This window comes from Salipiger bermudensis, from assembly GCF_017309175.1.
Taxonomy (GTDB): domain Bacteria; phylum Pseudomonadota; class Alphaproteobacteria; order Rhodobacterales; family Rhodobacteraceae; genus Salipiger; species Salipiger bermudensis.
In genome coordinates this window covers 1-26,206 of the sequence record NZ_JAEKJV010000013.1, presented here as the reverse complement: position 1 = coordinate 26,206, position 26,206 = coordinate 1, and the positions used below count along the sequence as shown (strand labels likewise).

The following is a 26,206-nucleotide window of genomic DNA, read 5'->3' as shown; positions in this document are numbered from 1 at the left end:
CTCAGGCCGAAATGGTCTCTACGGTGAGATTGCCGTTGGTGTAGACGCAGATGTCGGCGGCGATGGCCATGGCGCGGCGGGCGATCTCTTCAGCCGAGCGCTCGCTGTCCATCATGCCGCGCGCCGCGGCGAGGGCGAAATTGCCGCCCGAGCCGATGGCGGCGATGTCATGCTCGGGCTCGAGCACGTCGCCGGCGCCGGTGATCACGTAAAGCTCGCGCCCGTCGGTGACGATCAGCATCGCCTCGAGCTTCTGCAGGTACTTGTCGGTGCGCCAGTCCTTGGCAAGCTCGACGCAGGCGCGCTGCAGCTGGCCCGGGGTCTTCTCGAGCTTGGCCTCGAGCCGCTCAAGCAGGGCAAACGCATCCGCGGTGGAGCCTGCAAAGCCGCAGACCACGTCCGAGCCGCCCGGCGACAGGCGCCGCACCTTGCGGGCCGAGCCCTTGATCACGGTCTGGCCAAGGCTCACCTGCCCGTCGCCCGCAACCACTACCTGTCCGCCCTTGCGGACGCCGATGATCGTGGTGCCATGCCAGCCGGGGAATTCCTGATCGGCCATGTCTCGTCTCCTTCTCGTGCTGGGCGCCATATGGGGGCTGGACATTGCCGCGACAAGGCGATGCCCTCGGATCGGACATAGAGCAGGGGCGAGCGGATGGAAATGCGGGGCGGGGATCTCGAGGCGGCGGCGCTGGCGTTCTGGCCGGATCTGGCGCGCGATATGGGCGAGGAGGCCGGGCTCTGGCGGGCCGCGCCGCTGGCCCGGCGCGAGGATGCGCGGGTCGCAAGGGTGTTGCTCAGGCTCGACGGGCCGGAGGGTCGGCGGCTGGTGCTGAAGCATCAGGCGCGACCGGTCGTTCCTGACAAATTCGCGGACGGCATCGCCGCGCATATGGCGGTGCAGGAGGTCTGGCCCGAGGGGCTGCCCGTCTTGCAGGCGGTGGATCTAGAGCGGCAGGCCTGCGTAATGGAGTACCTTCCCGCGCGGCCGCTCTCGGTGCTTTTGGAGGGCGCCCCGCTCGGGACTCAGGCGGCGCTGCTGCGTCGGGCCGGGGCGTGGATGGACGGGTTTCACCGGGCCTTGCCGGGCGAGGCGCGGGTGTTCCAGCCGAAATTCACCATCCGCTTCCTGCGCACGGTGATGGGCGAGCTGCGCGCCGGGGAACGGCAGGTGGCGGAGCCGGAGCGCTTTCTCGACTGCGCCGAGGCGCTCTGCGCCATGCAGCCAGACTTCGAGGGGCAGGGGACGGTGACGGCGCATACCCATGGCGATCTGCACCAGCGCAACCTCGTGCTGGACGAGACGCGCTGCTGGGGCGTGGATTTCGCAGGGGGCAGGGTGGTGCCGGTCGGGCATGACATCGCGCGGCTGCTGACCGATTACGCCATCCTGCACGCGCCGAAAGAGGCGATCCCCAAGGGGCAGGTGCTGCCTCTGGAAGCGCAAAGTGCCTTTTTCGAGGGCTACGGTCTGGTTGGCCCCGGTGATCCGTCGGTGCAGCTCTTGCTGCGCAACCGGGTGCTGGCGGAGTGGTGGGGGCTGCCGGCGCGCGAGGCAGAGCGCAGCCGGGCGCAGGCCCGCCGGTTCGCGCGGCTGATGGCGTTGGTCGGCCGGGTGTTCGGCTGACGCTGCCCGTGCCGTTCCGTCCCGGACCGAACCCGAAACGAAAAATGCGCCCCGCAGGGAGGCGCATTTTCCTGTGTCTGACGGTCAGATCGCGATTACATCGCTTCCTTGATCCAGCTCTCGAGCGAGGCCTTCGGCGCAGCGCCGGTGCGGTTCGAGATCACCTCGCCGTCCTTGAACAGGAACAGCGCGGGGATGCCGCGCACGCCGAGCTGGGCGGCAACAGCCTGATCGTGGTCGACATTGATCTTGGCAACCTTGACCTTGCCTTCGTATTGCTCGGACAGCTCTTCGAGCGCCGGGCCGATCTGCTTGCACGGGCCGCACCATTCGGCCCAGAAATCGACCACGACGGGAATGTCGGAGTTCTTCACTTCCTCGTCGAAGGTCGCGTCGGTGACGGGAACGGTGGCCATGATTCTCTCCTTAACGGGTTTGGCAGCCGGTAACTTGAGGCGCGAAGGTAGGTATGGCCCGGCAAGAGGTCAAGCCGTTGTAGCGCGGGCCAGCGCGGCAGACACAAGATCGTGTGGCAGTGCCATGTAGCTTTGCGTCGCTGTCCAGATCAGCGCCGTTTCCACCTCGCGCCCGGGCCAGATCTGCGCCAGTGCCGCCGCATAGGCCCCCATCTGTCGCAACAGCCCCTCGGGCACCTCTGCCGGCGTCGCGGGCACTGTGCGGTTCGACTTGAAGTCCACCGCGATCACCTTGTCCGGGGTGACGAGCAGCCGGTCGATGATGCCGTGGATGCGCCCGACAGGCTCTATACTCGCCGAAATCGGCACCTCGGCAAGGGTGCCGGGCGCGAAGAACGGCCCGAGTTCCGGGGTCTCGAGCACCGCGATCGCCTCCTCGGCCAGCCGATCGGTCTCTTCCGGCAGCTCCTCGACGATCGCCAGCACATGCGGCACCGCGTCGGGGCGCGCCGCCGGTGGCAGGGCCGAGAGGTGTTCGAGCAGCAGGTGCAGCGCGGTGCCTCTGAGCATCGCCTCTTCGGTGTCGTCGCCGTCTTCGCCGCCAAGCGCCTTCGGGCCGCCGAGACCAGACGGCGAGACCGCCTCTGCCACCGCTTCAGGCGCCGCGGCCGGATGGCGGAACACGTCCGGCAGGTCCACCTCGATGCGGGGCGTCTCTTCGACCGTCTCATGCGGCAGGTCGCTCCAGTCGGCGCGGCCCAGCGTCAGCCCCTCGCCGCTGCCCCAGCCGCCGAAGCCGAACTCGGTGGGCTCGGCGCCCGAGCGCTCCATGCCGATCCGCACCTGATCGTACCAGGCGTTGCCCTGGCTGCCGAGCTTGCCGGCGGCGGCGACCACCAGCCACTTCTCGGCCCGGGTCAGAGCCACATAGAGCAGCCGGTCACGCTCGCGCTGGTCGGCCTCCTTGGCCTCGGCCAGAGCCAGCGCTTGAACCTGCGGCTGTCCGTCGGCGCTGGCTTTCCAGACCGTGCCGGTCTCGCCCTCGAGCAGGCTGTCGCGGATCTGGCTGTTGGGCTCGGCGCAATCGGGCAGGATCACGATCGGCGCCTCGAGCCCCTTGGCACCATGCACCGTCATCACCCGGATGCGGCTGCCGGCGCTGTCGGGGGCGCGCTTGATCTCGAGATCGTCGGTCTGCATCCATTCGAGGAAGCCGGTCAGCGAGGGCACCTCGGTCTGCTCGTAGGCCAGTGCCTGCGCGAGCAGCGCGTTGATGCCGTCCTCGGCCTCTTCGCCCAGCCGCCCGAGCAGCCGCTTGCGCCCGTCATGGCGCGTCAGGATACGCTCGATCAGGTCGTAGGGGCGCAGGAAATCGGTCTCGCTGCGCAGGTCGTCGAGCACCGACATCACGCGCGGCACTGCGTCTCTGTTCCGGCGCAACTCGGCCCAGAGATAGCCCTTCCGGCCCTGCGCCAGCGTGAAAAGCTGCTGCTGCGTGAGGCCAAAGAGCGGCGAGCGCAACGCGGTGGCGAGCGAGAGGTCATCCTCGGGCGTGGCAAGGAACGCCAAAAGCGCGCCGATGTCCTTCACCGCCAGTTCCGACATCACCTTGAGACGGTCGGCCCCGGCAATCGGCAGGTTGTGCTGCTTGCAGGCGCGGATGATCTCGGAGAACAGGGTGCCGCGCCCGCGCACGAGGATCAGGAAATCGCCGGCATGGGCGGGGCGCGTCTTGTAGCTGCCGCTATGGCCGATCTCTTCGGGCAGCGGCGTGCCGATGGTGCGGTCGATGAAGCCCGCGATGCGGTTGGCCAGCACCACCGCGTGGTGGCGCTGGCCGATGCGGTCGACCGGCTCGTACCAGTCGGCCTCTTCCTCGTCGTCCTTGGTGGGCTCCACATGGGGCCAGAGATCGACCCGGCCGGGCATCTCGGATTTGAAGGCACGGTGCTTCTGATCTTGCGAGAACCCCGCCGCCTCGCGCCCATCGAAGGTGTTGTCGACCAGTCGCAGGATCGGCTCGGCGGACCGGAAGCTGTATTCCAGCATCATCCGGCTGAGCGGCGCCTCGGTGCGCTGCAGACGCTCGGCGAACTCGTCGCACATGCGGTCGAACTCGCGCGGGTCGGCGCCCTGGAAGGAGTAGATCGACTGCTTCTTGTCGCCAACCACGAAGATCGTGCGCCGAACGTCCGCCCGCGCGCCCTCGCCGGAGGTGAACTCATGCGCCAGCCGCTCGATCACCTGCCATTGCACCGGCGAGGTGTCCTGCGCCTCGTCGACGAGGATGTGGTCGATGCCGCCATCGAGCCGGTAAAGCACCCATTCCGCCACCCGCTCGTCCGAGAGCAGATCGCGGGCGCGGATCACCAGATCGTCGAAATCGAGCCAGCCGCGGCGCTGTTTCTCGGTCTCGTAGGCGGGCAGGAAGGCCTGCGCGAAGCGATGCAGCGCCAGCTCGCGCCCGACGGCCCCTAGCGCAAGCCGGGTCTGGCGCGCCTGTTCGACCCTGCGCATGAGGTCTTCAAGCCTGTTCATCAGCGGCTCGAGCGCGCCGGTGCGCAGCCCCTTGGTGGGGAAGCTGCCGATCTTGGCGGTGAACGGCTCCTTGGCGGCCTTGCCGGTGAGCAGCACGCCCTCGAGGATCTGCAGCGCGTCGAGATCAGGGGAGGTGATGCGGGCCAGTTGCAGGCCCGCCTTCTGGTCGTTCTTGCCGGATCCCGCCAGCGCCGTCGCCACCTCGCGCAGCAGCTCGATCTCGCCGCCGAGGAAGACCGAGGCCAGCAGCGCCTCTTCGCTGTCCTCGGGCGAGAGCCCGTACATGGCGAGGATCTCTTCCCGCGACCGCGCCGGCAGAAAGGCCTCCTTGGTGCGGCACATCTCGGCCAGCAGCTTGTCGGGATCGTCGGTGAGGTAGCGCGCGAGCTCGGCCACCAGAGCCTGTTGAGGGCCTTCCGAGAGCCGGTCGAGCACCTCGGCGCGCAAAAGCTGCGCCGCGCGGTCCTCCATCTCGCGGAATTGCGGCGAGACACCAGCCTCGAGCGGGAAGCGCCGCAAAAGCGAGGCGCAGAACGAGTGGATGGTCTGGATGCGCAGCCCGCCCGGTGTCTCGATGGCGCGGGCAAAGAGCGTGCGGGCGCCGGCCAGCCGTTCGGGCGGCAGCGGCCCGTCGAGCCCGAGCTGGCGCAGCTCGGCGCGGAGCGCCTCGTCATCCAGCATCGCCCAGGCCCCGAGACGGCGGAACAGGCGGTTCTGCATCTCGGTGGCGGCGGCCTTGGTGTAGGTCAGGCACAGGATGTGCTCGGGCAGCACCCCGTCGAGCAGCAGCCGCGCCACCCGGTCGGTGAGCACGCGGGTCTTGCCCGAGCCGGCATTGGCCGAGAGCCAGGTCGACAGATCCGGCCGCGCGGCGCGGACCTGCGCCTCTGTCGCCTCGTCGCGCTTCATTCCAGCACCTCGCGGTCGGCTTCGTCGACCACGTCCCATTCGCCGAAGCGCGACAGGTGGTCATACTCGGACAGGTCCTTCTCCCGCACCAGAGCGGAGCGGGCAGTATAGCCGCGATCGGGCTCGAACCAGCGGGTCATCAGGGTCTCGAACTCGGCCCAGACCTGCTGCGCCGGCATTTCTTCGAGCGGCGCGGGCACCTCGCGCGGCGTGTTCGAGACAGAGACGAACACGGCCTGTTCCGTGTGCCGTGGCTGCAGATCCTTGAAGGCCCCGCGCTCGACCATCGCCGCCTCGAGCAGAAGCTGCTTGTCGAAATGGCGCTGCTGGCTCTCGGTCGGGGCGGCGCCGGTCTTGTAGTCGTAGAGATGCGCGCCGCCGCGATCGTCGATGTCGATCCGGTCGGCCTTCCCGCGCAGGGTGAACCCCAGCGCCGGGATCTCGGCATGGCCCATGATCTCGAAATGCGCCGGGCGGGCGATGGCCTGCCGGGCGCGCTCGGTCTCGGCGAACCACTCTGCCACCCGCCCGAGCCGGGCCTGCCAGAGATGCCGCGTCGTCGGGTAGGGCACGCGTTCGGGATCGCCGATCAGCGCGGTCGTGCGGCGCAGCAGCGCCTCGGTGGTAAGCTGTGTGGGATCCGAGAGGCTCTCCTTCACGAACGCCTCGAGCACCTCGTGGATCAGGATGCCGCGCAGCAGCGCGTCGGGGGCGCGTTGCAGCGGGTTGAGCGGCGCGAGCCGCAGCACCCGCTTGGCGTAGATGTGAAACGGGTCGCGGATCAGGTGCTTGATCTCGGTGACCGACAGGCTGCGCGGGCGCGCCTCGACCGGCGGCGCCGGCGAGGGCCGGGTCGCGGGCGGGCTTGGCTGCGGCTTCTCCTGCGCCCGGGCCAGCGCCAGCCAGTGGCCGCCGCGCGCCTTCATCGCTGCAAGCGCCTGCGGGCCGCTGCGATCAGGCAGGCCGTTCATCAGGTTCATCAGGCGATTGAGCCAGCGCGAGGGCACCGTCTCGGCATCGTCGGACTTGAGCGCGCGGGTCAGCCAGACCTGCGGCGCGGCCACCGCCTGCTGGAAGTCATGCGCGGCGAGGCCGATGCGCCGCTCGGGCACCAGAAGGCCCGCCTTGTGCCGCATCCGGCGGTTCAGCCATGGATCGGCGCCGGGCAGTTCCGGCCACGAGCCCTCGTTCAGCCCGCCGAGGATCAGCAGGTCGGCGCCCATCACGCGCGCCTCGAGCGTGCCCCAGATCAGGATGCGCGGATGCGGCGCGTCGCGGTCGCGCAACTCGTGCTGCTGCAGGATCGCGGCGAAGAGATCGCCGTAATCGCGCGCGTCGAGATCGGTGCCAAAGCCCGCCTCGTCGCGCAGACCCTCGACCACGGCCCGCGCCTTGCGCCCGGCGGCTTCCTTCCAGAGCTCGGAGTCTTCGCCCTCAGGCCCGGCAGCAATGGCCTCGGCGCGGGCGATGTGTTCCTCGATCCAGTCCGAAAGCGCCCGCTTGCCGCGCCGGGGTGGCTGGCAGAAACTGTCGGCGACCCAGTTGGCCCAGCTCTCCATCTCGGCTGCGACGCCCCATGCACGGATCAGCTCGGGGCGCGGATAGGGCCAGGATTTGTTGCGGATATGCAGCTCGAGCTCGCGGGTGGCGCGCAGGTGCTCGCCCCGGTCATGGCCGGAATGGCAAAGCGGATGCTTGAGCAGCGTCAGCAGGGCCTCGGCGGTCAGATCGTGCTGGAACAGGGTCGAAACATGGCGCAGGAAGCGGCCCGGCGGCGACAGCTGCAACGGCGTGCCGGCGCTGTCATCGGGCAGGATGTTCCAGCGGTCGAGAGCCGCCGTCACCTGCCGCGTCAGCATCCGGTCGGGGGTGATCAGCGCCGCCGTCACACCCTCTTCGACGGCCTGCCGCAGGCGCAGCGCGATGGCGGTGGCCTCGTCGCGCTGCGAGGCGGCCTCGACCAGTGTCAAATCCTCGGTGGCGGCGATCAGGTCGGGCAGCATCGGCCCCTCGTCGCGCCACTGGTCGGTGACCGGGGCAGGGCGCAGGGCCAGAGAAAGCAGCCGGTTGCGCGCGGCGCTGGGCGGCTCGGCGCCGGACCAGCGCAGAACCTCCCCGGCCTGCATCCCAAGGTCGTTGACCAGCTTGGCGAACCGGAACTGCGGATGATCCTCGCTGGCCAGCGCATCGGTCAGCCCGTGCCAGACGCTCTCGGGCGTGTCGAAATCAAAGCCCGGCAGCACCAGCGCGCCCTGCGGCAGCCGCGCCACCGCGCGCATCAGCTCGTTCGTGCCCCCGCGCGAGCCGGTCGAACCGGCAAGGATCACCGGATGCGACGGCGGGGTCTCTTCCCAGTCGGACAGTCTCTGTTTCAGCGCAAGACGGCGGAACGCGGTGGTGTCGGGCGCATCCTCGGCACTGTCGAAATAGCGTTGCACGATGTTGAGAAAGCTCAGCGCGCGCTGCCAGTGACCGGACTCGTCGCTGACATCGAGCGCCGCGATATCCTCGGGCGAGACGCCCTCGTCCTGCATCTCGTCCATCAGCGTGGCGAGGCTGTCGGCGAGGTCGAAAAGGGCGGTGCGCGGGGCAAGGTCGGGCTGCGCGTCGAGCAGGCCCGAGACCAGCCCGGTGAGCTCGAGCCGCCGCCGCAGGGGCGAGACCGGCGCGGGCAGATGGCTGAGCGCGATCGGGTCGGCGACATTGCTCAGGAGCCGGATGCGCGGCAGCAGCGTGGCGGGACCACGGTCAAAGATCTGCCGGATGCGCCGCGCCATGCGGGTGGTGTTCACGATCAGCTCGACCCGCGCCATCGCCTCGGGCGGCTGGCCCTCCATGCGCGTGCGCAGCCCCGCGACCAGCGCCTCGGGAAAGTCGATGCCGGGCGCAACGGCAAAGACGCGGGGGGCGGCGGAGGGCTCAAACATCGGCGGCCAGCATCTCTTCGGCGAGGCGGATGCCGTCGGGGTGGCCCACGTCGCACCACTGGCCCGGATAGGGCAGGCCGCAGAGCCTGCCTTGTTCCGCCATCTGGTTCCAGATCACGTTGAGCGAGAAAACAGGCTCTGTGACGGCGTGAAGCGCCTTGGTCTTGACGATCTGCGCGCCGGTATAGACGAGATCTCCGCCACGGCTGAGCTGGCCATCGCCCAGGATGTCGAAATCGCCGCCGCCCTTGCGGCCCACGGCGTTTCCAAGCGGCACGCAGAGCAGAAGTGCATCCATGCGCGCCGGATCCCAGGCCTCGGCCAGCAGGCGCAGCGGGTTGGGGCCGGACCATACCGCGTCGGTGTTGAGCGTGAAGACCGGGTCGGCGTCCAAGAGCGGCAGCGCAAGGCGCAGCCCGCCGCCGGTGTCGAGGATCTCGGGGTCCTCGCGCGAGACGGTCACGTCGCGGGGGGCGAGATGCGCCTCGAGCTGGTCGGCGCGGTAATGCGCGTTGGCGACCCGGCGCAGCGGGCCGAAGCCATCGGCGAGTGCCAGCGCGTGGTCGATCAGCGGCTGGCCCGCAACCTCGATCAGCGGCTTGGGGCGGTCGGCCGTCAGGGCGCCCATGCGGGTGCCGAAACCGGCGGCAAAGAGCATCAGGGCGTCGGGCATGGAGATTTCAGCCTTTGCAGGATCTCGGGCGTGGGCGCGGGAAGCGCCGGATGCAGGATCGCGGCGACCTCTGCAAGGGCCGGGTGGCGCAGGTCGGCCTGCAGGTGGCCCCAGACCCGCGGGATCAGGTCGATATAGCCGGGCTTGCCCCGGGTCGCGGCGAGCCGGGCGAAGACGCCGAGAATGCGCAGGTTGCGCTGGGCGCCCAGCACCGCCAGCGCGGTGCGGAAGGGCGTCTCGGGCAGGCCGGTTGCCCCGAGATAGTGACGGATCGCGGCCTCGGCGGTCTCGGGGGCGACGTCGCGGCGGGCATCCTCGATCAGCGAGACGAGATCATAGGCGCGGTGACCCTGCAGCGCGTCCTGGAAATCGAGCAGCCCGGCGCGGGCGGGGCCTTGGCGCTCTGGGAGCCAGAGGATGTTCTCGGCGTGGTAGTCGCGCAGGATCATCACGTCGGTCTCGGGCGCATGGGCCGCCAGCGCGCGCTCGAAGGCCTGCGCGCAGGCCTGCATGGTGCCAGGCTGCGGGGCAGAGCCCGCGTTGGAGGCGTAGCAGGTGAAGGCGAGATCGGTCATCGCCGCGAGGTGCTGCGGATCGGCCTTGGGCAGATCGGGCGGCGCGTGCTGGTGCAGGGCTATTAGAGCGTCGGTCGCGGTGAGATAGAGCCGCTTTTCAGTCTCGGGATTGGTGGCGAGCCGGGCGATGAGCCCGTCGCCCAGATCCTCGAGCAGCAGCTTGCCCGGGGCCTCCGCAAGAATTTCCGGTGCGCTCAGGCCGAGAGACAGCAGGTGCCGCGAGAGCCGGGCGAAGAGCGCGGTGTCGCCGTCCGGGTCGTCCATCAGGATCGCCCGCGCGGCGCCCTTGGAAAGCCGCGTGTAACGCCGGGCCGAGGCATCTCCGGCGATCGGCGAGGCCGTGGCCCCGGCCCAGCCGGCTTTGGCGAGAAAGAGGTCGGTCATGCGGTCAGCTCCGTCACGATGGCGTCCCAACGCGGATCGCTCCAGTCGAGCGCAAGCGCGCGGCTGTCCTCGGCCGCGCCTGCGTCGAAGCTGAGCGACAGTGCGTCTGCGGGTGCGAGATCCTCGAGCCGGTCTGGCCATTCGATCAGGCAGATCGCGGTCTCGAAGGCGTCGGCGAGGCCAAGCTCCTCGCATTGATCCGGGTCTGAGAGGCGGTAGAGATCCGCGTGCCAGAGCTCGCCGGCGGCGGTGTCATAGACCTGTACCAGCGTGAAGGTCGGCGAGGGCACATCCTCTGGCGGGTCTTGCAGGGCGTGGATCAGGCAGCGGGCGAAATGGGTCTTACCGGCCCCGATTCCGCCCGAGAGCAGCAGCACGTCGCCGGGCGAGAGCCGCGTCGCCAGTTGGCTGGCGAGGGCACAGGTCGCCTCGGGCGAGGTCAGGGTGAGAACGGCGCGCGGCGAGGTCATGGCCGCGAAGATACCCTCCCGCCGCGCCGGCGCAAGCGGGTTCCCACGGCAGGCGTTCAGCCCTGCGCGAGCGTCTCAGTTTGCCGGACGGGCAGCTGGCAGAAGCGGACCATCGTGGCACCGCCGGGCAGCGGTTCGGCAAGGCAGCGCAGCGGCTGGCCGTCGTGGTCGTGAAGCTCGGCATCCCACGGGGCGCGGTCGCGCTCGAGTGTCACGAACTCGCGCAGATCCCCCCAGATCGGGCTGGGCCGAAAGGCGGCCTGCCAGTGCCGCGTGGCCTCCTTTATGCCGAGATCGGCGGGGCTTTCTTCCGGGTCGGAGCCCCACATCTCGCGATAGGGGGCATTGCAGAAAGCGAGCTTGCCGGTGCGGGAGAACACGGCGATGGCCTCTTCGAGACTGTCGAGCACCGATTGCGAGGTTTCGAGCTCCTGCCGGAAATGCCGGGTCAGCGAAACCTCTGCGCTGATATCCTCGAACAGGAAGGCGATGCCGCCATCGGGATGCGGCCGGCCCGTCATCCGGTAGGTCGCCCCCGAGGGCAGTGACCATGTCTCGACGTAGTGGTCGCTGCTGGCGGCGGCGATGACCTCGCCCAGCTTGTCGCGCCAGCTTCGATAGTCGCGCGGCTCGGGCAGGACCTGCCGATCGCGGAGCATGTCGAAGAAGCTGAGCAGGTTTGGCCGGCCGGTCAGGAAATCCGCCGGCAACTGCGTCAGGTCGAGCAGCGCCGGGTTGAACAGCACCAGCCGCCGCTCCTTGTCGAACACCGCGAGCGCAATCGGCAGATGCGCGAAGATGCGGGTCAGCGTTTGCAGGAAGGTGCGCTGTGTCGTCTCGGCCGCGATCACCGGGTCGATGTTCTGGGCGTAATGAAGCCATCCGTCCGAGACACGGCACGACTGAACCTCGTACCACGAAGCCGGGGCGCAACCGTCCCCACCAAGCCTTGTGCGGGTCACCCGCAGCGGTTGCGCCGGGTCTGGATGCAGGGAGAAGGGCGCGCTGCCCGGTGCGGCGCCTGCCTGCGCGCGCAGATCGTCGAAGAACGTGTTGCTCCAGGTCACGACATGGGCGCTGTTGGTCATCCAGATGGCCAGCGGCGCGCGGGCCACGGCCCGGTGCAGGCGTTTCGACTCGGGTTCGTTGCAGCGCAGTCTCAGCGCCTCCCCGATGGGTAGGGGCGGGGTCCTGATCTCGAGACGCAGGCTGTCGCCATCCGGGGTGAGGGTGAGCCGGGTCTGCGGATCGTGCAGGGCGGTGTAGCTGCCCGGTGAACGGGGTGGTGCGTCGGGCAGGGGGCCGAAGAGCGGTTGCAATGTCGTGACGATCTCGGCCCAGCCGAGCGGTTCACCGGTCGCGCGGCCGAAGAGCCGGTCGGCCTGCGAGGAGCTGTCGACCACGGCGCCGTCGCACAGCATCAGCGTGACCGGTGGTTCCGGTGGCTCGGCAAGCGCTGCGCTCGGGAGTCGCCGGCTGGCGCGATTGAGCAGCCATCCCGCCAGAAAGGCGGCGCCGCCGGCTATCAGGCCGGTCAAAAGAGCGAGCATTGGTTCTACCAAGGCGCAGATCCCGGAAATTGTCCCTCCCAATGGGTACGGCAGGAAAGGTTAATCCGGGGTTAAGCAGCGTCTCGGGAAGATGGATCAGGCGTCGAAGGGGCGGTTCTCGCCGATTCCGATCCCGATCGGAGACGCCGGCGGCACGATGCTGTCGCGGGGCCAGACGACCTCGACGATGGCGCCGGTGCGTGCGCCACTCCTGCCCTCGGAGACCGATGCCGACCCGTTGGCAAAACTGAGCTCCGCGCCGCTGCGCTCGAGCAGGGTCTTGGCGATGAACAGGCCCAGCCCCATGCCCTCGTATTCCGGTCGGGCACGGCGGTCGGCATCGCTGCGGCGGCGGCGCATCAGCGGATCGCCGAGCCGTCCGATCAGGTGCGAGGGAAAGCCTGCCCCGTCATCCAGGATCCGCACGGTGACGTTGTCGCCGTCCCAGAGCGCCTCGACCCAGACTTCGCTGCTGGCGAAGTCCACCGCGTTCTGGATCAGGTTGCGCAGCCCATGAATGATCTCGGGCCGGCGCAGGATCTGCGGCACCGCGGGATCCTGCGGGTCGGGCCGGGTCTCGATCCCGATGGTCTTACCGCGATCCTCGTGCGGCTCCGCGGCCTCCCGGATCACCTCGGTGAGGGGCGCCTGCCGCATGTGCAGGTCATCCTTGCCGGCGCGGCCCATGCTGCGCAGGATGTCGCGGCAGCGATCGGCCTGATCGCGGATCAGGCGCGCGTCCTCCTGGCTGTCGGGGCGGTCGTCGAGATCCTCGATCAGCTCGGCGGAAGTGAGCTTGATGGTGGCCAGCGGCGTGCCCAGCTCATGCGCAGCGGCGGCCACCACGCCTCCGAGATCGTTGAGCTTCTGCGCCCGCCCCAGCGCCATCTGCGTGGCGATGAGCGCGTCCGACATGGCGTTCATCTCGGTGGTGACCCGGCGGGCATAGACCGAGATGAACACCAGCGCGATCGAGATCGCCACCCATTCGCCGAAGATGAAGATCTGCGGCAGCTCCAGCACCGGGCCGTCGGCCGGGCGCAGCGGGATGTGCATGAAGGCCATGAGCGTCACCAGCACGAAGGCGGTGGCGTTGAGCAGGATGGTCGAGCGCAGCGACAGCACCGTGGCCGAGACCGTCACGGGGGCCAGCACCAGCATCGAGAACGGGTTGTTGAGCCCGCCGGTGAGGAACAGCAGGAACGAAAGCTGCAAGAGGTCGAACATGACCATCAGCGTGTTCTCGGTTTCCGACAGGCGCTTGTTCTCGGGAAAGACGAACATCGCCACGAGGTTGCCGGCCACCGACACGCCCACGGCGAGATAGCACAGGCCCAGTTCGAGCTGCAGGCCGTAGAGCTGCCGCGCCACCGAGATGGCGATGAGCTGGCCGCCGATGGCGACCCAGCGCAGGACGATCATGGTGCGCAGGCGAATGAAATTGCCGCGCTGGTCCTCGTCCAGAAGTCCCAGATCCTCTTCGCTCATCTGCGCGCTTTCGTCTCTTTGATCCTGTCGCGGCAATTGTTAGGTCTGCCCCAGCAGATACGCAAACAACTCCGGAATCGTCTCATGCGCTGGATCGCCGCCGTTGCCGCCACCCTCGTTCTCGTCCTGCTGATCGGGGGAACGTGGCTCTACACGCGCCAGAGCGCCGCGGCCGACCCGTTCGAGCCCTGCCGCTCCGGTGCCATCGCCGGCGGTGCCGGCCAGATCGGCGGCCCGTTCGAGCTGGTGAACGCGCAGGGCGAGACAGTGACCGACGAGGACGTGATCACCGAGCCGACGCTGCTTTATTTCGGCTACACCTTCTGCCCTGATGTCTGCCCGCTTGACACCGTGCGCAACGCCGAGGCGGTCGACCTGCTCGAGGCGCAGGGCAAGATGGTGACGCCGGTCTTCATCACCATCGACCCCGAGCGCGACACCCCCGAAGCGGTGGGCGATTTCGCACACAATGTGCACGAGCGGATGATCGGTCTCACCGGGTCGCCCGAGCAGATCCAGGCCGCGAGCCAGGCCTACCGGACCTACTACAAGAAGCAGGATGCCGAGGACGAGTTCTACCTCGTCGATCACTCGACCTTCACCTACCTCGTGCTCCCGGAACACGGCTTCGTCGAGTACTTCCACCGCGACAAGTCGCCGGAGGACGTTGCGACGGCGGCGGCCTGCTTCATCGACCGGATGTAACAACTGCGACAAGTCGGTTTGACCCTTCCCACCCCGCGGGATATTTAAATCAGTGGGATAAGTAGGGTTGAGGGAACGCACGTGTCGGAACACAAGATCGAAGACCTTGGCGACGATCGCTCGCTGCTCCTTGTCGACGATGACGAGCCCTTCCTGAGGCGCCTCGCCAAGGCGATGGAAAAGCGCGGCTTCGAGGTCGAGACCGCCGACTCCGTCGCCGGCGGCCGCGCCATCGCCACCGCCCGCCCGCCGGCCTACGCGGTGGTTGACCTGCGGCTCGAGGATGGCAACGGGCTCGACGTGGTCGAGGTGCTGCGCGAACGCCGCCCCGACAGCCGCATCGTGGTGCTGACAGGCTATGGCGCCATCGCCACCGCGGTCGCCGCGGTCAAGATCGGCGCGACCGACTACCTGTCGAAGCCCGCCGACGCCACCGACATCACCAATGCGCTGCTGTCCAAGGGCGACGACCTGCCGCCGCCGCCGGAAAACCCGATGAGCGCCGACCGGGTGCGCTGGGAGCACATCCAGCGGGTCTACGAGCTTTGCGACCGCAACGTCTCGGAAACCGCGCGCCGGCTCAACATGCACCGCCGCACCCTGCAGCGCATCCTCGCCAAGCGCTCGCCGCGCTGAGCGATCTGCCTGCGCTGAGCTGTATCGCGGCCGGCGCCGCGCTCAGAGGTCGTAGCGCTTGAGCACCTTGTCGACGACCTGCCCGTTGGCCATCACATAGCCGCGAATGGCGCCGTAATCCTCGAAGCCGCGGCTCTGGTAGTAGATCAGCCCGCCCTCGTTGTCGGCGCGGATCTCGGCATTGATCCATGTATAGCCTGCGGCCCGGGCCGCCCGCGTGGTGGCCTCGAAGAGCTTCGAGCCGATGCCGAGCCCGGTCTTGCCGATGCGGGAGAAGGTGGCGATCTGGCCCACGGTCTCGCCATGCTCGAGATGCGGCTCGATCCACTGGAACCCCATCAGCGTGCCCGCCGCATCCTCGGCCACGTGCCAGATCGAGCGCGGATCGGCCTCCATCCGGCTCAGCAGATCTTCGCGGCTGACCGGGTCGGTGATCGCGGTGGTGCCGCCGGCCTCGATGATCTCGTTGAGCATCTCGGCCATCTGGCGGGCATCGAGCGGGGCGGCGCGGCGGGTGGTGATGGTCATGGCAGCTGCTCCAGAAGTTCGGCGTGGCGCGCGGTGAAGGCGTGGCGGGCCTCGACCGGCGGGCGCAGGTGAATGTCGAGCCCTTGCATCAGCGTATCGTCGGGCCGGCCGAAGAACTTTTTTGCCTCGGCCTCGGTGAAGCCCGCGATCTGCGTCGCCTCCATGTAGGCCGAGACCATGTCGGCCTTCTTGATGCGTTTCTTGAGCGTCACCGGGCAGAGCGCGGGCAGGCCGAAGCGGATGTGGATCGCCGCTTCGAGCCGCTTGTCGAGCTCCTTGTACTCCGGCCCCACCGCCGCCTTCACCGGCGAGATCATGTCGCCGATGACGTATTCCGGCGCGTCATGCAGCAGAGCTGTGAGCTGCTGGGCGGGCGTGGCGTTGGGATACATGCGCGAGAACAGCGCCTCGACCAGCAGCGAGTGCTCGGCCACCGAGTAGGGAAAGTCCCCCTCGGTCTGCCCGTTCCAGCGCGCCACGAAGGCGAGCCCGTGGGCGATGTCCTCGATCTCGATATCCACCGGCGTCGGGTCGAGCAGGTCGAGCCTGCGGCCCGAGAGCATCCGTTGCCATGCGCGGCTCTGTTTCGGCATGAGTCAGACCTCCAGAGGGTCGCAGCTATAGACGTGGTTGCTGTGCAGCTTGCCGCGATGGGCATAGCCCAACCCGCGGAAGGTGCGGCGAATCCAGGCCTCCTGCCGGAAATACTCCAGCACGAGGATCGGCTTCGAGCGGTGCACGATATGCCAGGCCCCGCGCAGCGCCTGCTTCTCATGGCCCTCGACATCGAGTTGCAGGATCGAAACCTTGCGCGTCAGCGGCACCGTATAGTCGAGCATCACCGCCGAAACAGACTCGATCCCGTCACCCGGCTCTTCGACGAAATGCGACAGCCCGCCGAGCGAGCGGCCCTCGGCGTCGCGGGTACGGAACAGCACCGCGCCATCGCGGTTCGACAGCGCGGCATTGGTCAGCTCGACATTGGCGAGCCCGTTGAGCGCGATGGTCTTGCGCGCGGCGGCGAAATTGCCCGGGTTCGGCTCGAAGGCCCAGAGCTTGCGCCCCTCGGCCAGTCCGGTCGACAGCGCCGGCAGGAAATCCCCGAAAAAGGTTCCCGCGTGGATGATGTCGCCGTCGCCCGCGTGCTGCCGCATGAAGCGCAGCGTGTCCGGCTCGTAGGCGCGCCCGGCGATCACCGCGCGGGCGGCGGGCCGGTCCTCGAGCCCCTCGGGCACGCAGTAGCGCCCGTACTCGTTCGAGGGATAGACCCCACCGGCCTCGTCCATGTGCTGCGCTCCGCCTGCTGTCCGCTTTCGTCGCGGCATCGTTATGGTTCTGTTGGTGCCAATTTCTGATCCACGTTGCCGGGCATTTCAAGGGATGCTACCTCCCCTCCAAACCCGTATTGCAGGATTGGAGCGCCGGAACATGGCTGAAGACTATATCGTCAAGGACATCGCGCTGGCCGAGTTCGGCCGCAAGGAACTGGATATCGCCGAGACCGAGATGCCGGGCCTGATGGCCTGCCGCGCCGAGTTCGGCGAAGAGCAGCCGCTCAAGGGCGCCCGGATCGTCGGCTCGCTGCACATGACGATCCAGACCGCCGTGCTGATCGAGACCCTTACCGCGCTGGGCGCCGATGTGCGCTGGGCGTCGTGCAACATCTTCTCGACGCAGGACCACGCCGCCGCGGCGATCGCCGCGGGCGGCACGCCGGTCTTTGCCGTCAAGGGCCAGACCCTGACGGAGCACTGGGATTACCTCGACCGCTCGTTCCAGTTCCCCGACGGCGCCAACATGATCCTCGACGATGGCGGCGACGCCACGCTCTACATCCTGCTGGGCGCGCGCGCCGAGGCGGGCGAGGACCTGGGCGTGCCGACCTCGGAAGAGGAAGAGGTCATCCACGCGCAGATCAAGACGCGCATGGAACAAAGCCCGGGCTGGTTCACCAAGACCCGCGAGGCGATCATGGGCGTCTCGGAAGAGACCACCACCGGCGTGCACCGTCTTTATGACCTGCAGAAGAAGGGCCTGCTGCCGTTCCCGGCGATCAACGTGAACGACAGCGTCACCAAGTCGAAATTCGACAACAAGTACGGCTGCAAGGAGTCCCTCGTCGACGGCATCCGTCGCGCCACCGACACCATGATGGCCGGCAAGGTCGCCGTGGTCTGCGGCTATGGCGATGTGGGCAAGGGCTCGGCCGCGTCGCTGCGCGGTGCAGGCGCCCGCGTCAAGGTCACCGAGGCCGACCCGATCTGCGCGCTTCAGGCGGCGATGGACGGCTTCGAGGTGGTCCTGCTGGAAGACGTCGTCTCGAGCGCCGACATCTTCATCACCACCACCGGCAACAAGGACGTGATCCGCATCGAGCACATGCGCGAGATGAAGGACATGGCCATCGTCGGCAATATCGGCCACTTCGACAACGAGATCCAGGTCGCCTCGCTCAAGAACCACAAGTGGACCAACATCAAGGACCAGGTGGACATGATCGAGATGCCCTCGGGCGCCCGCATCATCCTGCTCTCCGAAGGCCGCCTGCTGAACCTCGGCAACGCCACCGGCCACCCGAGCTTCGTGATGTCGGCGTCGTTCACCAACCAGGTGCTGGCGCAGATCGAGCTCTACAAGAACGGCGCCCAGTACGAGAACAAGGTCTACATCCTGCCCAAGCATCTCGACGAGAAGGTCGCGCGCCTGCATCTCGATCGCATTGGCGTGAAGCTGACCACGCTTTCGGCCGAGCAGGCCGCCTATATCGGCGTGACACCGGAAGGCCCGTTCAAGCCGGAACATTACCGCTACTGATCACCCAGCGGGCAGGTTTGCCCGGCCCGTAAGCCTCAGTCGCCCCGCCACCCGTGCGGGGCGTCTTCTGTTCTGGCCCTTGCTTATTTGCGTGATAGATCAGGGACGTGTCGCATTGCGGCAGGAACAGAGACGGAAAGGACGGGGATCATGCGGATCATCATTCACGGTGTCGGCGCCATCGGGGGCGTCGTCGGCGCGGCGCTGGTCGAAGCGGGCCAAGAGGTGCTGGGAATCGCGCGGGGCCGGATGCTCGAGGCGATCCGCGCGCGTGGCCTGACGATGATCTCGCCCAAGGGGCGCGTGACGGTCGAACTTCCTTGCGTGGCGACGCCTTCCGAGATCACGTTCCGCCCCGATGATGTCGTGCTGCTCTGCGTGAAGGGACAGGACACCGAGTCGGCGCTGGCCGATCTGCGCGCCGCCGGCATGACTGATCAGCCGCTGTTCTGCCTGCAGAACGGCACCGCCAACGAGCGCACCTCGCTGCGCTATTTCCCCAATGTGCATGGTGTCACCGTGATGATGCCGGCGACCTATCTCGAGCCCGGCGAGGTCATCACCCACGGCGCGCCCTGTTACGGCCTGTTCGAGATCGGCCGCTATCCGCAAGGCTCCGACGCGGACGATGCGGCGCTGAAAGAGGCACTGGACAAGGCCAATATCGCCACCTTCGTCTCCGAGGCGGTGATGGAGGCGAAATACGGCAAGCTGTTGATGAACCTCGGCAACATCGTTGACGCCATGCTGCCGCTCGACGCCGACAAGCCGCGCTTCACCGACCGGCTGAAGGACGAGGCAAGGGCGGTGTTCGAAGCGTCGGGGATCGCGTGGCGCGACACCGGGCTCGACGATCCGCGCCGCAAGGAATTCATGCAGATCACCGAGATCGACGGCACGCCGCGCTCGGGCAGCTCGACCCGTCAGAGCATCGCGCGCGGGGCCGGCAGCGTCGAGACCGATTACCTCAACGGCGAGGTGGCGCTGCTGGGCCGACTGCACGGGCAGGATGCCCCGCTGAACGCTCGGATGACCGAACTGGCCGCGCGCATGATCGCCGGCGGTAAGGGGGCCGGCGAGATGTCGGAAGACGAGATGGAGCAGGTCTTTTCGGCCTGAGGAGCGCGTCAAACTCTCGCCAGAGGAGAGCCTTGGTGGAAATTAATGGCGTAATATGAGGACCTTGGCGTCGTTACCAAACTGACACCGGACGGCCATGCTCGCGTTACCAGAGGTCGATAGCTCGGGCGCATTCATACACTCATAAGGATGTGAAGAATGCGCCTTTCGCTTTCCGTTCTCGCGCTGGCCGGTGTGCTGGCCGCCCCCGTCATCGCCGAAGAGAGCTTCCCCGCGACCCTCGCGGGCCACGCCTACCTGCCGGCCCTGTCGCTGGTCGAGCCGCCGGCGGATGCGCCGCGCGACCTGTGGATCTCGGGCAAGTACACCTCGGGCGCCCGCAACGATCAGCCGATGACCGTCATGGGCAACACGGGCGGAAATTACGGCGCGCATGACACCGGCATCTCGCTGCCGTTCATCGGCCAGCCGGTGCAGGGCATGTCGGGCTTTGCCATGATCCGCGCCGAGGATGGCAGCTGGTACACGCTCACCGACAACGGCTTCGGCTCGAAGCGCAACTCGCCTGACGCGATGCTGTTCTTCCACAAGATGGCACCGGATTTCGACAACGGCACCGTCGAGCGTCGCGAGACCGTGTTCCTCAGCGACCCCGACGGCAAGGTCCCGTTCCGCATCGCCTATGAGGGCACCGAGAGCCGCTACCTGACCGGCGCCGATTTCGACCTCGAGTCGATCCAGATTCTGGGCGACGAGGTGTTCATCGGCGACGAATTCGGCCCCTACATCATCCGCGCCACGCTCGACGGCGTGGTCAAGGAGGTCTACGCTACCGAGCTTGACGGAAAGACCCTGACTGGCCCCGACACCTACAGCGTCTACGTTCCCGCCACCGCTGGCACCGACTACCAGGTGCAGCGCTCGGGCGGTTACGAGGGCATGGCGCTGCAGCCCGGCACCGACATGCTCTGGGCGATGCTCGAGAAGCCGATCCTGCTTGAAGGCGGCGAGACCGAGGGCCCGTTCCTGCGCGTCATCCAGTTCGACCCGAAAGCGGGCGAATGGACCGGCGAGAGCGTGAAGTTCGCGCTGGCCGAGGGAGCCACCGCGATCGGCGACTTCAACTTCATCGACGAGACCCGCGCGCTGGTCATCGAGCGCGACAATGGCGAGGGCGACGCCGCCAATGCCTGCGCCGAGGGCGCGACCGACACCTCCGACTGCTACCCGAACCCGGCGCAGGTCAAGAACGTGGTGCTGGTCGACATGTCCGACACCGACGAGGATGGCTACATCCGCCGCATCGGCCATATCGATCTGCTCGACATCGCCGATCCCGATGGCGTCGCGATCGAAGGGCTGTCGCCGGCGGAGGGCAGCTTTACCTTCCCGTTCTTCACCATCGAGGATGTCGCTCGCGTCGACGAGACCCACATCATGGTCGCCAACGACAACAACCTGCCCTTCTCGGGCGGCCGTGTGCCCGGTGAAGCCGCCCATAACGAGTTCATCCTGCTGTCGGTGCCGGAGCTTCTGGGCGCCGAGTAAGCGGTCCGCCACCCGATCGACGAGCGGGCGCCTGTGGGCGCCCGCTTCGCGTTTCAGGCCGTCACGCCCCCGGACGCGCGCGGGTTGCACGCCTCGGGATCGACAAGGCCTTGTTCCCGAGTAAATTACTTGACAATTGCCACGCGGAGCCGCTAGGGCAAGCGCAGGCGCCAGCTGAAACAAATCGGACGTCCCTCTGTCCGCCGTTTCGCCAGCCAGTTTTCCTATTTCGAAAACCACATCGGTCATCCGCGCTTCGACCAGCTACAGGCGGTCGTTTTGCGTAGGGCCGTCCGGTCGGTTCGACTGCCAAGGCAGTTGCGCCGGTCCGGGGCAGGGACAAGGACGGACACAATGAAACCTCGAGCATTCTACCGGAATGCCACCGCCATCTCGCTGGCGCTCGCGGCGATGACGACTGGCGCGGCGGCACAGGACGCCGCCGTAAGCGACACCCATTACCTCGGCCGCATCGTGCTGGGCTATTCCGAGGACGGAACCCCGGTCTACGCAGGCGAGAACATCTCGCGGCTCGAAGGCAGCGCGGTCACCGCGCAGGGCGGCACCGCCACCATCGACGACGTGCTGCGGCAGGTGCCCGGCGTGCAGACCCGCCTCAACCCGGGCCAGCCCGGCGTCGCGGTCTCGATCCGCGGTCAGCAGGGGCAGGGCCGCGTGGCGATGACCGTCGAGGGCGTGCCGCAGAACTTCCGCTTCAACGGCCACGCCTCGGAAGGCTACGCCAATTTCGATCCGCTCTTCCTGCAGGGCATCGATGTCACCCGGGGCGCAGTGCTGACCGCCGGCGGCAGCGGCTCGGCGGGCGCGGTGGATTTCCGGCTGATCGACGCCGAGGACATCGTCGACGGCTACGGCGCCGGCGGCCGCGTCAGGCTCACCTATGGCGACAATGGCGACAATTTCGGCCGCATGGCGGCAGCAGGCTACGTGGATGAGCGCGTCTCGCTGCTTGGCGCCTATGCCCGCACCACCGCCGATGCCTTCGAGGATGGCGCCGGGAACACCGTCGACAACACCGACCGCGATCTCGACAGCTACCTGCTGCGCGGCGGCTACCAGCTTACCGAGACCCAGAGCCTCGAGTTTCTGGCAACCCGGATGAACGCCGATTACGCGTCGAACTCCTATTACCAGGAGATGACCTCGGACATCTACAAGCTGAGCTATCATCTCGACCACAGCCCCGCGATCAACCTGACCGCCAATCTCTACCGGGCGGTCACTGACAACGAGTATACCGGCTCGATCACGGGCACCGGCTCCTATGTCGGGCGCCAGATGGAGACCATCACCACCGGCATCGACGTCACCAATGTGAGTGACTTCATGCTCGGCGGCTGGAGCGTGACCTCGACCAACGGGTTCGAGTATATCGAGGATGTGCTCGGCGGCGCCGAGGGCGGCGCCAACCCGACCTATGGCGAGTCGAAAAAGCTCGGCATCTTCACCGAGAACGTGTTCAGCAACGGCCCGTGGGAGATCATGGCCGGGCTGCGCTACAGCGATTACAGCCTGCACGGCCGGCTCGACAACGAGCTGCAATCGGGCGACGTGGATATCGACGACAGCTCGATCGACCCCAAGATCAGCATCGCCTATCAGGTCAATGACTGGCTGCAGCCCTATGTCTCGTACTCGCGCAGCACCCGGTCGCCGTCGCTGCAGGAGACCCTGCAGGAGAGCTTTCACGGCTACGGCTTCTTCAACCTCTATCTCGGGCCGAACCCGGACCTCGAGACCGAGACCTCGGAAGGGGGCGAGATCGGTGTGAACATCGCCAAGCAGAACCTCTTCACCGCGGGCGACAACCTCACCGCGCGGATCGCCTATTACAAGATGAACGTCGACAACTACGTGGCCTATGTCCAGGAGGATGGCTTTACCTCGGTCGGGCCGACCACGCTGGCCTTCTACGACAACATTCCCGGGACCACGGTCACGCAGGGCATCGAGATCGAGGCGGCCTACGACACCGAGCTGTGGTCCGCGGCGATGTCCTACACCAATTCCGACTCGACCCCGCCCTCGGGCTACGACGACTACGAGCTGCAGCCGCCCGAGACCTTCTCGGCCACCGTGGCGCGGCGTTTCCTGAGCGGCGATCTGACGACCGGTGCGACCTACAGCTACACCGCCGCCGGCGAGTCGCTCGACAGCGAGTCCGACAGTGATGACTACGGGCTCTGGGACGTGTTCGCCAGCTACGAAGCGATGGACAACCTCTTCGTCTCGGCCAAGGTCTCGAACCTCACAGACGAGGAATACGCCCCTTGGGCTTCGTCCGGGAACGGGCCCGGCCGGACCTACTACGTGGGTCTCGAACTGACCTTCTGATCTCCCGCGGAAGACACTGGATCGCCTTCCGGACGGCACGCCGGGAGCGCATCGAGGCAGTCTCACACCACCCCTCTTCCCTCGGGGCCGGTGCGGGCTTGCAGGTTACAGGCAGGAAACGGAGAGGGGCGCCGGAAGGCGCCCCTCTTGTCGTTGCATGGGGGTGTCGGGATCAGCCCTTGAAGCGCTTGATCTCGCCGGATTTGAGACGGCCGACATAGCTCGAGAGCTCGCGCTTCACGATCGGCATCAGCAGGTAGAGCGCGATCACGTTGACCACCGCCATCGAGAACAGCATGGCGTCCGAGAAGTCGATCACCGGGCCGAGATTGGCCGAGGCGCCGATCACGATGAACAGGCAGAAGATCACCTTGAAGACGACCTCCTTGGCCGCGCCCTCACCGAACATGTAGGTCCAGGCCTTGAGCCCGTAATAGCTCCACGAGATCATCGTCGAGAAGGCGAAGAGCACCACCGCGATGGCCAGCAGCGCCGGGAACCACGAGAAGGCCTGCGCGTAGGCCGCCGAAGTCAGCTCGACGCCCGCGACCTCTCCGGCGGTCGAAATCCGCCCGGCCTCGGCATTCCAGACATAGAGCCCGGTCTCGGGATCGACGTTGAGCACCCCGGTGATGACGATCACCAGCGCGGTCATGGTGCAGATCACGACCGTGTCGATGAACGGCTCGAGCAGGGCGACATAGCCTTCGGTCACAGGCTCCTTGGTGCGCACCGCCGAGTGGGCGATGGCGGCCGAGCCGATGCCCGCCTCGTTGGAGAAGGCGGCGCGGCGGAAACCCTGGATCAGCGCCCCGGTGAAGCCGCCCAGCACGCCAAGCCCGGTAAAGGCACCTTCGAAGATGCGCCCGAAGGCCCAGCCGATCTGGTCGAAATTCATCAGCAGGATGATCACCGAGACGACGACGTAGAAGATGCCCATGAACGGCACCACCTTCTCGGTCACCTGGGCGATCGACTTGATGCCGCCGACGATGACGAGGAAGGTCACCGCGGCGAGGATCAGGCCGGTGATCCAGCCCGGGTAGTCACCGAGCACGCCAGAGAGCTGCGCATGCGCCTGGTTGGCCTGGAACATGTTGCCGCCGCCAAGCGCACCGAGGATGGTGAAGATGCAGAACAGCAGCGCGAAGATCTTGCCGCCCGGCAGGCCGCGCTCCTTGAAGCCCTTGGTCATGTAGTACATCGGGCCACCCGAGACGCGCCCGTCAGGGTACTCGTTGCGATATTTCACGCCGAGGGTGCACTCGGTGAACTTGGTGGCCATGCCGAACAGGCCCGCCATGATCATCCAGAAGGTCGCGCCCGGGCCGCCGATGCCGACGGCGACCGCCACGCCGGCGATGTTGCCGAGGCCGACCGTGCCCGAGAGCGCCGTGGCGAGAGCTTGGAAGTGGCTGACCTCGCCGGCGTCATCCGGGTCGGAGTAGTCGCCTTTCACCAGCGAGATCGAATGGGCGAAGCCGCGCAGCTGTATGGCGCCGAAGTAGATCGTGAAGACCAGGGCGGCGACCACCAGCCAGAGCGCGATCCAAGAGAAGTTGGTGCCGGGCAGATCCGCAAAGATGAGCGCCACGTACCAGCCGGTATAGTCGGCGAAGATGGTGTTGATGGTTTCGTCGATGCCCTGCGCCGCGGCCTGGACGGGCAGCAGCGCGGCAACGAGCGCGAAGAGCGAAGCGATACGATTGAACAAGGGACTGTCTCCTCGGGCTCAGGGAACGATGACGGTAGGAACCGGTGCGAGTTGGGCAAGCCCCAGCGTCACCGAGCCGAAGACCCGCGCGGCCATCGACTGGGAGCCGGAGCGTCCGACATAGATCACCGACGCACTGGCCTTCTTGGTTTCCTCGAGGATCAGCTCGACGACCTGACCGTAGCGGATCACGCCATCGGCGGCGACGCCCTCTGCCTCGCATTTCTGCAGCGCCGGGGCCATCACCACCTCGTTGGCGCGCGACAGCTCCTGCTTGCGTCGGCCATGGCGCTCCTCGACCTCCTGCGGTGTCAGGAAGGAATAGGCCGACCATTCCAGAACATGCACCAGCAGCAGCTTCGCGCCCTCTGCCTTGGCGCGGATGATCGCGTAGTCGAGAACCGCCGGATCAGCGGGATGTCCCTCGTAGGCGACCACGAAAGTCTCCGAACTCATCTTGAATATCCCCGTTGTTGTTATGATTGTTGCGGCCCGATTTTGTTGCGCCGCGAATGAATCAATGCTCGGTGACGAAACGGGTCGGTGTCACGAATTTTTTGCAAAACAACCCAAAATTGTACGTCTTCAAGCGGTTTCATGCCGGACAAAGGGCGGCGCCGCGACGGAAAACCCTTTCTATCACCACATGTAGGGCTAAGCTGACCTTGGCCGCGGCAGGGATGTCTGCGGCGAAAAGGGGGCGGCCGTGTCCGCGAAAACTGGGAGAACGACCATGGGCAAGAGAGACGAGCTGATCGAGAAATACGCCGAGGACCTGCGCAGCAAGTGCGGCATGGAGCCCGACATGGCGCTGCTGACCAAGGTGACCATCGGCTGCGGTCCGGCGATCTACAACGACGACGCCTCGACCGTGGCATCGAGCCAGCCGGGCGAGCTCGAGACCGTGAAGGACAATTTCCTGATCAAGAAGCTTGGCCTGTCGGATGGCCCCGAGCTGATGGACGCGATCAACGCGGTGGTCGAGACCTATGGCCGTTCGGAGCGCAACAAGTACCGCGCCGTGGTCTACTACATGCTGACCAAGCATTTCGGCAAGGAAGCGGTCTACGGCTGACCGCCGCGCGGGGCAGGGGCCGACCTCTCGGGAGGGCGGCCCGCCTTGCGCTTGGCCGCCGCGAGAGCCGGTGCCGATAGTGCCCCACGGCATGGTGTAGGAGCGTCGACCTTCGGAGAGGTCCGGGCCTGATCAGGATGCCACTGCGGGCAGCCTGACGGTTGGATTGTCGGTGACGCGGGCCAAGGTTTCAA

At 67.2% G+C, this 26,206-nt stretch carries 22 protein-coding genes; 8 read left to right on the top strand and 14 right to left on the bottom strand.

Translation table 11 applies throughout. From position 1 onward, the window contains the following. Position 1: 1 nt before the first annotated feature. Positions 2-559, bottom strand: a complete 558-nt coding sequence (gene hslV, locus JF542_RS16815) for an ATP-dependent protease subunit HslV (RefSeq protein WP_007795765.1) — start codon at positions 557-559, stop codon at positions 2-4. 96 nt (positions 560-655) lie between these two features. On the opposite strand from hslV, the gene JF542_RS16810 reads away from it, so the two are divergent. Continuing rightward, positions 656-1,627: a phosphotransferase gene (locus JF542_RS16810; protein ID WP_207076691.1), complete on the top strand. Its 972-nt coding sequence runs from the start codon at positions 656-658 to the stop codon at positions 1,625-1,627. Positions 1,628-1,722: 95 nt separating this feature from the next. Here JF542_RS16810 and trxA read toward each other — a convergent pair whose 3' ends face one another. The 8 genes from trxA to regB all read right to left on the bottom strand — a co-directional run bounded on the left by trxA (position 1,723) and on the right by regB (position 13,557). Beyond that, a complete protein-coding gene (gene trxA / locus JF542_RS16805; protein ID WP_007795770.1) occupies positions 1,723-2,043 on the bottom strand; it encodes a thioredoxin in 321 nt (106 codons plus the stop codon). A gap of 69 nt (positions 2,044-2,112) precedes the next feature. Continuing rightward, entirely contained in the window at positions 2,113-5,490 is a 3,378-nt protein-coding gene (gene addA / locus JF542_RS16800; protein ID WP_207076690.1) for a double-strand break repair helicase AddA, read from the bottom strand. Next, a complete protein-coding gene (gene addB, locus JF542_RS16795; RefSeq protein WP_207076689.1) occupies positions 5,487-8,417 on the bottom strand; it encodes a double-strand break repair protein AddB in 2,931 nt (976 codons plus the stop codon). Before addB ends, addA begins: the two co-directional genes overlap by 4 nt. Then, positions 8,410-9,090, bottom strand: a complete 681-nt coding sequence (locus JF542_RS16790) for a nucleotidyltransferase family protein (RefSeq protein WP_207076688.1) — start codon at positions 9,088-9,090, stop codon at positions 8,410-8,412. Before JF542_RS16790 ends, addB begins: the two co-directional genes overlap by 8 nt. Beyond that, positions 9,075-10,049, bottom strand: coding sequence for an aminoglycoside phosphotransferase family protein (locus JF542_RS16785; RefSeq protein WP_207076687.1), 975 nt, complete (start codon positions 10,047-10,049; stop codon positions 9,075-9,077). The genes JF542_RS16790 and JF542_RS16785 overlap by 16 nt, the downstream gene beginning before the upstream one ends. Next, entirely contained in the window at positions 10,046-10,519 is a 474-nt protein-coding gene (gene tsaE, locus JF542_RS16780) for a tRNA (adenosine(37)-N6)-threonylcarbamoyltransferase complex ATPase subunit type 1 TsaE (protein ID WP_207076686.1), read from the bottom strand. The genes JF542_RS16785 and tsaE overlap by 4 nt, the downstream gene beginning before the upstream one ends. Before the next feature lie 56 nt (positions 10,520-10,575). Next, positions 10,576-12,069 carry a PAS-domain containing protein gene (locus tag JF542_RS16775; protein ID WP_207076685.1) on the bottom strand — a complete coding sequence of 498 codons (1,494 nt, stop codon included), beginning with the start codon at positions 12,067-12,069 and terminating at the stop codon, positions 10,576-10,578. A gap of 96 nt (positions 12,070-12,165) precedes the next feature. After that, positions 12,166-13,557, bottom strand: a complete 1,392-nt coding sequence (gene regB / locus JF542_RS16770; RefSeq protein WP_207076684.1) for a sensor histidine kinase RegB — start codon at positions 13,555-13,557, stop codon at positions 12,166-12,168. Positions 13,558-13,641: 84 nt separating this feature from the next. Here regB and JF542_RS16765 point away from each other — a divergent pair, with 84 nt between their 5' ends. Both JF542_RS16765 and JF542_RS16760 read left to right on the top strand, forming a co-directional pair. Continuing rightward, positions 13,642-14,262, top strand: a complete 621-nt coding sequence (locus tag JF542_RS16765; RefSeq protein ID WP_207076683.1) for an SCO family protein — start codon at positions 13,642-13,644, stop codon at positions 14,260-14,262. Between the two features lie 81 nt (positions 14,263-14,343). Further along, positions 14,344-14,898, top strand: a complete 555-nt coding sequence (locus tag JF542_RS16760; RefSeq protein ID WP_007795793.1) for an ActR/PrrA/RegA family redox response regulator transcription factor — start codon at positions 14,344-14,346, stop codon at positions 14,896-14,898. A 42-nt stretch (positions 14,899-14,940) separates the two neighbouring features. On the opposite strand, the gene JF542_RS16755 is transcribed toward JF542_RS16760, so the two are convergent. The 3 genes from JF542_RS16755 to JF542_RS16745 are packed head-to-tail and all read right to left on the bottom strand — an operon-like array spanning position 14,941 to position 16,712. Then, the gene (locus JF542_RS16755; protein WP_207076682.1) at positions 14,941-15,426 is read right to left on the bottom strand and encodes a GNAT family N-acetyltransferase; all 486 of its coding nucleotides are present in this window, start codon (positions 15,424-15,426) and stop codon (positions 14,941-14,943) included. Beyond that, positions 15,423-16,019, bottom strand: coding sequence for an HD domain-containing protein (locus JF542_RS16750; protein ID WP_207076681.1), 597 nt, complete (start codon positions 16,017-16,019; stop codon positions 15,423-15,425). Before JF542_RS16750 ends, JF542_RS16755 begins: the two co-directional genes overlap by 4 nt. A gap of 3 nt (positions 16,020-16,022) precedes the next feature. Then, positions 16,023-16,712 carry an FkbM family methyltransferase gene (locus JF542_RS16745; protein WP_207076680.1) on the bottom strand — a complete coding sequence of 230 codons (690 nt, stop codon included), beginning with the start codon at positions 16,710-16,712 and terminating at the stop codon, positions 16,023-16,025. Between the two features lie 142 nt (positions 16,713-16,854). Here JF542_RS16745 and ahcY point away from each other — a divergent pair, with 142 nt between their 5' ends. The 4 genes from ahcY (at position 16,855) to JF542_RS16725 (ending at position 23,223) form a co-directional block, all read left to right on the top strand. Next, the gene (ahcY, locus tag JF542_RS16740; RefSeq protein ID WP_207076679.1) at positions 16,855-18,240 is read left to right on the top strand and encodes an adenosylhomocysteinase; all 1,386 of its coding nucleotides are present in this window, start codon (positions 16,855-16,857) and stop codon (positions 18,238-18,240) included. Between the two features lie 150 nt (positions 18,241-18,390). After that, entirely contained in the window at positions 18,391-19,359 is a 969-nt protein-coding gene (locus JF542_RS16735; protein WP_207076678.1) for a ketopantoate reductase family protein, read from the top strand. Positions 19,360-19,518: 159 nt separating this feature from the next. After that, a complete protein-coding gene (locus JF542_RS16730; RefSeq protein WP_207076677.1) occupies positions 19,519-20,868 on the top strand; it encodes an esterase-like activity of phytase family protein in 1,350 nt (449 codons plus the stop codon). Positions 20,869-21,222: 354 nt separating this feature from the next. Next, positions 21,223-23,223: a TonB-dependent receptor domain-containing protein gene (locus JF542_RS16725; protein ID WP_207076676.1), complete on the top strand. Its 2,001-nt coding sequence runs from the start codon at positions 21,223-21,225 to the stop codon at positions 23,221-23,223. 172 nt (positions 23,224-23,395) lie between these two features. Here the strand turns inward: JF542_RS16725 and JF542_RS16720 are convergent, their stop codons facing one another. Both JF542_RS16720 and JF542_RS16715 read right to left on the bottom strand, forming a co-directional pair. After that, positions 23,396-24,937, bottom strand: a complete 1,542-nt coding sequence (locus JF542_RS16720; RefSeq protein ID WP_207076675.1) for an alanine/glycine:cation symporter family protein — start codon at positions 24,935-24,937, stop codon at positions 23,396-23,398. Between the two features lie 18 nt (positions 24,938-24,955). Beyond that, positions 24,956-25,393, bottom strand: a complete 438-nt coding sequence (locus tag JF542_RS16715) for a universal stress protein (RefSeq protein ID WP_207076674.1) — start codon at positions 25,391-25,393, stop codon at positions 24,956-24,958. 277 nt (positions 25,394-25,670) lie between these two features. On the opposite strand from JF542_RS16715, the gene JF542_RS16710 reads away from it, so the two are divergent. Continuing rightward, positions 25,671-26,012: a DUF2853 family protein gene (locus JF542_RS16710; RefSeq protein WP_007795823.1), complete on the top strand. Its 342-nt coding sequence runs from the start codon at positions 25,671-25,673 to the stop codon at positions 26,010-26,012. The last annotated feature ends 194 nt before the right edge of the window (positions 26,013-26,206 follow it).